A 6,355-nucleotide genomic window follows, 5' to 3' on the forward strand; every position below is an offset into this window, starting at 1 on the left:
TGATCGGGTGTTTCCAGGCCGGCAATGATGCGCAGCAAGGTGGTCTTGCCGCAGCCGGACGGGCCGAGCAGGGCCACCAGCTCGCCGCTGTTGATGTCCAGGTTGATGTTGTCCAGGGCCTGGAAGCTGTTGAAGCGCTTGCTGACGTTACGAACTTCGATCGACATGAATCATTCCTCCGCGGCGCTGTGGCGCAGGCGGTTAATACGGTTCTCGCTCCACTGCTTGAGCAGCAGGATGAAGAGCGCCAGGATCAGCAACAGGCTGGCCACGCTGAAGGCCGCCACGTGGTTGTACTCGTTGTAGAGGATCTCCACGTGCAGCGGCAAGGTGTTGGTCACGCCGCGAATGTGGCCGGAAACCACCGACACCGCGCCAAACTCGCCCATGGCCCGGGCGGTGCACAGCACCACGCCGTAGATCAGGCCCCACTTGATGTTCGGCAGGGTCACGTGCCAGAACATCTGCCAGCCATTGGCACCGAGCAGGCGTGCAGCCTCCTCTTCCTGGGTACCCTGCTCCTGCATCAGCGGGATCAGCTCGCGGGCCACGAACGGCACGGTAACGAAGATGGTCGCGAGGACGATGCCCGGCAAGGCGAACACGATCTGGATGTCGTGGTCCTGCAGCCACGGACCGAACAGACCTTGCGCACCGAACATCAGCACGTAGACCAGGCCGGCGATGACCGGCGACACCGAGAACGGCAGGTCGATCAGGGTGACCAAAATGCTCTTGCCACGGAAGCCGTACTTGCTCACGCACCAGGCAGCGCTGACGCCGAACACCAGGTTCAACGGCACGGAGATGACCACGGCGAGCAGGGTCAGCTTCAGGGCGGACAAGGCATCAGGCTCGAAGATCGCCTCGAAGAAGGTGCCAAAGCCGTTTTTCAGCGCCTGCGATACCACGATCACCAGCGGCAGCAGCAAGAACAGCGCGAAGACCAGCCAGCCAAGGCCGATCAGGATGCGCCGCGACGTGGCGCTGCCCCTGCGGGCGGCGTTGGCGGCGGCGTTTGCACTCAGGGATGAACTGGACATGCCGGCCTCCTTCAAGGGGTTTCGATGCGGCGCTGCAGCAGGTTGATCAGCAGCAGCAGGATGAAGGAAACCACCAGCATCAGCACGCCGATGGCGGTCGCGCCGGTGTAGTCGTACTGGTCGAGCTTGACCATGATCAGCAGCGGCAGAATCTCGGTCTTCATCGGCATGTTGCCGGCAATGAAGATCACCGAACCGTACTCGCCAACGCCCCGGGCGAAGGCCAGGGCAAAGCCGGTGAGCCAGGCCGGCAACAGCGCCGGCGCCAGCACATGGCGGAACACCTGCAGCGGCTTGGCCCCCAGGCAGGCGGCGGCCTCTTCCACTTCACGCGGGATATCGGCCAGTACCGGCTGCACCGTGCGCACCACGAACGGCAGGGTGACGAAGGTCAGCGCCAGGGTGATACCCAGCGGGGTGTAGGCGATCTTGAAGCCCAGGTCGGTGGCGAACTGGCCGACCCAGCCTTGGGGGGCGTACAGGGCGGTCAGGGCGATACCGGCAACGGCGGTAGGCAGGGCGAACGGCAGGTCGATCATCGCATCGATGATCTTGCGCCCGGGGAACGTGTAGCGCACCAGCACCCACGCCAGCAGGGTGCCGATCACACCGTTGATGATGGCGGCGAACAGCGCGGTGCCGAAGCTCAGCTTGAGTGCAGCGATCACCCGTGGCGCACTGATGATGGTCCAGAACTGCTCGAAGGTCAGCTGCGAGGCATGAATGAACATGGCCGCCAGCGGTATCAGCACAATCAGGCTGAGGTACACCAAGGTGTAGCCCAGCGTCAGCCCGAAGCCGGGTATGACGGGGGAAATGCGACGTGACATAAATATCCCTGGTTGAACGCACCAAGCCCCGGGTCAGGCCGGGGCGGTGCAGGATCCTGAATCCTGGGGCTGCTGCGCAGCCCATCGCCGGCAAGCCAGCTCCCACAGGATTAACACAGGCCTGAGAGCTGCGCGATTCCTGTGGGAGCTGGCTGGCCGGCGATAGGCCGCAAAGCGGCCCCGCTTTTCGTGGCCTTTACTGTGCCTGATAGATCTGGTCGAACACACCGCCATCATTGAAGAATTTCGGCTGTGCAGTCTTCCAGCCACCGAAGTCTTTGTCGATGGTCACCAGGTCGAGTTTCGGGAACTGCTTGCCGAACTCGGCAGCCACCTTCTCGTCACGCGGGCGATAGAAGTTCTCCGCAGCAATCTTCTGCCCCGCCGGGCTGTAAAGGTGCTTGAGGTACTCGGTGGCGATCTCGGTGTTGCCCTTCTTCTCGGCGTTCTTGTCGACCACGGCCACCGGCGGTTCGGCGAGGATCGACAGCGACGGCACGACGATCTCGAACTTGTCGGCACCACCGTCTTCCTTCAGCGCCAGGAAGGCTTCGTTTTCCCAGGCCAGCAACACGTCGCCCTGGCCGTTGTTGACGAAGGTGATGGTCGAGCCGCGGGCACCGGTATCCAGTACCGGCACGTGCTTGAACAGCTCTTGCACATAGGCCTTGGCCTTGTCCTCGCTACCGCCGGCCTTCAGCCCGTAGGCCCAGGCGGCGAGGAAGTTCCAGCGTGCGCCACCGGAGGTTTTCGGGTTGGGGGTGATGACCGACACGTCCTTCTTGATCAGGTCGCCCCAGTCCTTGATGCCTTTCGGGTTGCCCTTGCGCACCAGGAACACGATGGTCGAAGTGTACGGGGTGCTGGCATCCGGCAGCCGGGTCTGCCAGTCGTCCGGCAGGGTCTTGCCGAGCTTGGCGATTTCGTCGATATCGCCGGCCAGGGCCAGGGTCACCACGTCGGCGCGCAGGCCGTCGATCACCGCACGGCCCTGCTTGCCCGAGCCACCATGGGATTGCTGGATCTTCACCTTGTCGTCCGGGTGGGCCTGCTGCCAGTGTTTGATGAACTCGGCGTTGTACTGCTGGTACAGCTCACGGGTCGGGTCGTAGGACACGTTCAGCAGTTCGTAGTCCTTGGCGATGGCGGAACCGGCAAAAACAGCACTGGCCAGGGCGGCGAGCGCATAACGGCGGATGGACATGGTGAAGCTCCCGATTGGCATTTTTCTAATTTTGAATGGTGTGGTGCGATCAGCCGGGCTTGTTGCCTGGCTGTTGCAGGCGGAACTTCTCCTTGCGTTCGATCTGCACCACCTGGGCGTTGTGCACGGTGATCTCCACCGCACCAAAGCGCAGATCGCGCAGGGCGCTCTGGATTTCACGCAGAATGGTGGCTTCGTCCTGACCGTCGACGCTACGCAGCGATGCACTCATGCTCGTTCTCCTTGGAGTGAGGTGCCGGGCAGGGGTTTGAAGGGGGGTTATTGCCTGGCTTGAGGGCAATAGTAGTGAGGCGGGATTATTCTTAAAAATACTGTTTAAGAATTTTTATATAACCAAATAAAAGACCATCTTGACGGGAATGCAAGACCCTGTGGGAGCGGGTTCACCCGCGAATGCGGCGGTGGTTTCACCATCGTATTCGCGGGTGAACCCGCTCCCACAGGGTCCGTACAAGGCTTCAGTTGTGTTTTTCAGGCTCGCGGATCTTGTACCAGGCCACATACAAGGCCGGCAGGAACAGCAACGTCAGCAAGGTCGCGACGATGATCCCGCCGATCATGGCGTACGCCATCGGCCCCCAGAACACCTCACGGGCAATCGGGATCATGCCCAGGCTGGCGGCCGCTGCGGTCAGCAGAATAGGTCGCCGCCGGTGGTTGGTGGCCTCCACCACTGCATCCCAGGGCGAGTAGCCCTGCGCTTCGAACTCGTCGATCTGGGTCACCAGGATGACCGAGTTGCGAATGATGATGCCCGCCAGCGCAAGGATGCCGAGAATCGCCACGAAGCCCATCGGCGTGCCCGTCGGTACGAGCGCCAGCACCACGCCAATCAGCCCCAGCGGCGCCACACTGACCACCAGGAACAGCTTCTGCACGCTGTGCAGCTGAATCATCAGGAATGTCGCCATCAGGAACAGCATCAGCGGGATCACCGCCGCAATCGGCCCTTGGGCCTTGCTGCTTTCTTCCACAGTACCGCCCGTGGCCACTTCGTAGCCCACCGGCAGCTTGCTGGCGAACTCATCGATTTTCGGCTTCAGCTGGGCTACCAGGTCGGTCGGCTGGATTTCGCCGCTCACCGAGGCCTTGATGGTAATGGTCGGTTTGCGATCACGTCGCCATACCAAGGGCTGCTCCAGCTCGTAGCGCACGGTGGCAAAAGACAGCAGCGGAATCGAGGTACCGTTGGGGGTCAGGATCTGCAGGTTCTGCAAGGTATCAGGCGAGCCGCGCTCGCTGTCTTCGGCGCGGGCAACCACATCGATCAGATAGATGTTGTCGTTGACCTGGGTAATCGGCACGCCACTGACGATGCTGTTCATCACGTTGGCCACGTCCTCGGACGAAAGCCCTAGCTGGCGTGCCTTGTCCTGGGCGATTTCAATGCGCAGGACCTTACCGGGCTCGTTCCAGTCGTAGATCATTTCACCAATGTGCGGGTCCTGGTCGAGCAAGGTCGCCAGCTCGATGGCGTGCTTGCGCACCTGGTCGATGTCCTTGCCGCTGACCCGGTACTGGATCGGCCGCCCCACAGGCGGGCCCATCTCCAGCGACTGCACGTTGGTGCCGATGCCGACAAAGTCTTCGTGCAGGCGCTTCTGCAGGCGTGCCATCAACTCGCCGCGCTCTTCCAGGCCTTTGCTGACGATGACGAACTGCGCGTAGTACGGGTTCTGCAGTTGCTGGTCGAGCGGCAGGTAGAAGCGGATCGCGCCCTGGCCGATGTAGGTGCTCCAGCTGACGATTTCCGGGTCATCCTTGAAGGTGGCTTCAAAGCGATCGACCACTTTGCGGGTTTCTTCGATGGAGGCGTTCTGCGGCAGGTTCAGATCGACGAGGATTTCCGGGCGGTCCGAAGACGGGAAAAACTGGTTCTGCACGAAGCGCATGCAGAACACCGAGAGCACGAACAGCACGATGGTGCCGACGATGGTCAACCAGCGATGGCGCATGCACCACAGCAGGCCATGTTCGAACCCTCGGCCGACACGGCCAGGTTCGCTGTCATGGGCCTTCATTTTCTTGCTGTTGAGGATATGCACGCCGAGCACCGGTGCAAAGAACACCGCCACCACCCACGACACAATCAAGGCCACGGCGATTACCGCGAACAAGGTGAAGGTGTATTCGCCTGCCGAGCTGGCATTGAGCCCGATCGGCACAAAGCCGGCCACCGTCACCAGGGTGCCGGTAAGCATCGGGAACGCCGTGGAGGTGTAGGCGAACGTCGCCGCCTGCTCCTTGCTCTCACCCATCTCCAGGCGCGTGACCATGACCTCGACGGTGATCATGGCGTCATCCACCAGCAGGCCCAGCGCGATGATCAGCGCGCCAAGGGAAATCCGCTGCATGGTGATGCCGCTGTATTCCATGAATACAAAGACCATGGCCAGCACCAACGGGATCGAACAGGCTACCACCAGCCCGGCGCGGACCCCCAGGCTGACGAAGCTCACCGCCAGCACGATGATCACGGCCTCGAACAGCGCACTGGTGAAACCGCCGACCGCCTTCTTCACCACCACTGCCTGGTCGGAAACGGTATGCACGCCGATCCCCACCGGCAAGTCGTTGGTGATGCGGTCCATCTTCTTCTTCAACGCCTCGCCGAACACCTGGATATTGCCACCGGCTTTCATGCCGATGGCCAGGCCGATGGCGGTCTGGCCGTTGTAGCGGAACATGGGTGAAGGTGGGTCGGTGTAGCCGCGTTCGATGTCGGCGATATCGGCCAGGCGGAAGAAACGGTCGTTGATGCGCAGGTTGACTGATTGCAGGTCTTTTTCCGACGCGAACTGCCCGGTGGTGCGCACTGAAATACGCTCCGGCCCGGCCTCGATCACGCCGGCGGGGGTAACCGCGTTCTGCGACTGCAGGGCCTGCATCACCTGGCGCTGGTCAATGCCAAGAGCGGCCAGCTTGCGGGTGGAGAAGTTGAGGTAGAGCACTTCGTCCTGGGTGCCGACCATCTCGATCTTGCCGATATTGGGGACTTCTCGCACTTCGGCGCGGGCCTGCTCCACGTAATCGCGCAACTGGCGCAGGGTCAGGCCATCGGCCGTGAACGCATAGATCGAGCCGTACACGTCACCGAATTCATCGTTGAAACCCGGCCCCTGGATGCCCGAGGGGAATTCCCCGCGGATGTCCTGGATCTTCTTGCGCACCTGGTACCAGATGTCGGGGATGTTCTTGGCCTTGGTGGTATCGCGCAGGTAAACGTAGACCGTGGACTCGCCCGGCCGAGTGTAGCT

The 6,355-nt window shown here is 61.9% G+C and carries 6 protein-coding genes; all 6 read right to left on the bottom strand.

Annotated elements, in window-relative coordinates; translation table 11 throughout:
* Positions 1-167, bottom strand: a 167-nt coding sequence (locus HP546_RS24075; protein WP_172230429.1) for an ATP-binding cassette domain-containing protein, incomplete at its 3' end; no start/stop codon positions are given.
* A 3-nt stretch (positions 168-170) separates the two neighbouring features.
* On the bottom strand, positions 171-1,043 hold the full coding sequence (gene cysW / locus HP546_RS24080; protein WP_172230432.1) for a sulfate ABC transporter permease subunit CysW: 873 nt from the start codon (positions 1,041-1,043) through the stop codon (positions 171-173).
* Positions 1,044-1,054: 11 nt separating this feature from the next.
* On the bottom strand, positions 1,055-1,873 hold the full coding sequence (gene cysT, locus HP546_RS24085) for a sulfate ABC transporter permease subunit CysT (RefSeq protein ID WP_172230435.1): 819 nt from the start codon (positions 1,871-1,873) through the stop codon (positions 1,055-1,057).
* 196 nt (positions 1,874-2,069) lie between these two features.
* Positions 2,070-3,077, bottom strand: coding sequence for a sulfate ABC transporter substrate-binding protein (locus tag HP546_RS24090; protein ID WP_172230438.1), 1,008 nt, complete (start codon positions 3,075-3,077; stop codon positions 2,070-2,072).
* Positions 3,078-3,126: 49 nt separating this feature from the next.
* The gene (gene oscA / locus HP546_RS24095; protein ID WP_007975618.1) at positions 3,127-3,309 is read right to left on the bottom strand and encodes a sulfur starvation response protein OscA; all 183 of its coding nucleotides are present in this window, start codon (positions 3,307-3,309) and stop codon (positions 3,127-3,129) included.
* 247 nt (positions 3,310-3,556) lie between these two features.
* On the bottom strand, positions 3,557-6,355 hold a 2,799-nt coding region (locus HP546_RS24100; protein ID WP_172230441.1), incomplete at its 5' end, for an efflux RND transporter permease subunit.

It is taken from the genome of Pseudomonas sp. CM25 (assembly GCF_013179705.1).
GTDB lineage: Bacteria > Pseudomonadota > Gammaproteobacteria > Pseudomonadales > Pseudomonadaceae > Aquipseudomonas.

Coding starts and splice junctions, on each gene's coding strand:
- cysW (WP_172230432.1), bottom strand. CDS start 1,043: ATGTCCAGTTCATCCCTGAGTGCAAACGCCGCCGCCAACGCCGCCCGC.
- HP546_RS24090 (WP_172230438.1), bottom strand. CDS start 3,077: ATGTCCATCCGCCGTTATGCGCTCGCCGCCCTGGCCAGTGCTGTTTTT.
- cysT (WP_172230435.1), bottom strand. CDS start 1,873: ATGTCACGTCGCATTTCCCCCGTCATACCCGGCTTCGGGCTGACGCTG.
- oscA (WP_007975618.1), bottom strand. CDS start 3,309: ATGAGTGCATCGCTGCGTAGCGTCGACGGTCAGGACGAAGCCACCATT.